This window comes from Streptomyces sp. SID14478, assembly GCF_010548525.1.
Classification (GTDB): domain Bacteria; phylum Actinomycetota; class Actinomycetes; order Streptomycetales; family Streptomycetaceae; genus Streptomyces.
Map to the genome: position 1 here is coordinate 1 of NZ_JAAGMG010001300.1, position 383 is coordinate 383.

Here is a 383-nt window from a genome sequence, read left to right on the forward strand (position 1 = left end):
GGTGTTCGCGGGCCGGCTCCGGCAGGGGGCGCGGCCCGACGCGTTCCGGGCGAGCGTCGTCGACGGGCTGCACGGGGTGGCGCTCGGAGTCGCGGCGCTGTGTGCGGCGGCGTTCGCGGTGGCGTGGCTGGTGCGCGAGGTGCCGCTGCGGCGGTGAGCCCGGATCAGCCGGGGAGCAGGTCCGTCGCGGTGCCCACGACCGGCAGTTCGGACAGGGAACTCCCCGACGCCAGCGGGCCCGTGACCGCCGCCGTGCTGACCGGCTTGAAGTCGGAGACCTGGGTGCCCACGGCGTTGTCCAGGGGGTCGACACCGGTGCCGGCCAACGGGTTGAGCTTGAGGTCCTTGGCGGGGCCGAGCCCGTACGTGGTCGAGGAGCTGAC

At 75.2% G+C, this 383-nt stretch carries 1 pseudogene; it reads right to left on the reverse strand.

Annotated elements, in window-relative coordinates:
• Nucleotides 1-164: 164 nt before the first annotated feature.
• Nucleotides 165-383 (reverse strand): annotated as a pseudogene (locus tag G3I40_RS41310) (hypothetical protein); the annotation flags it as partial.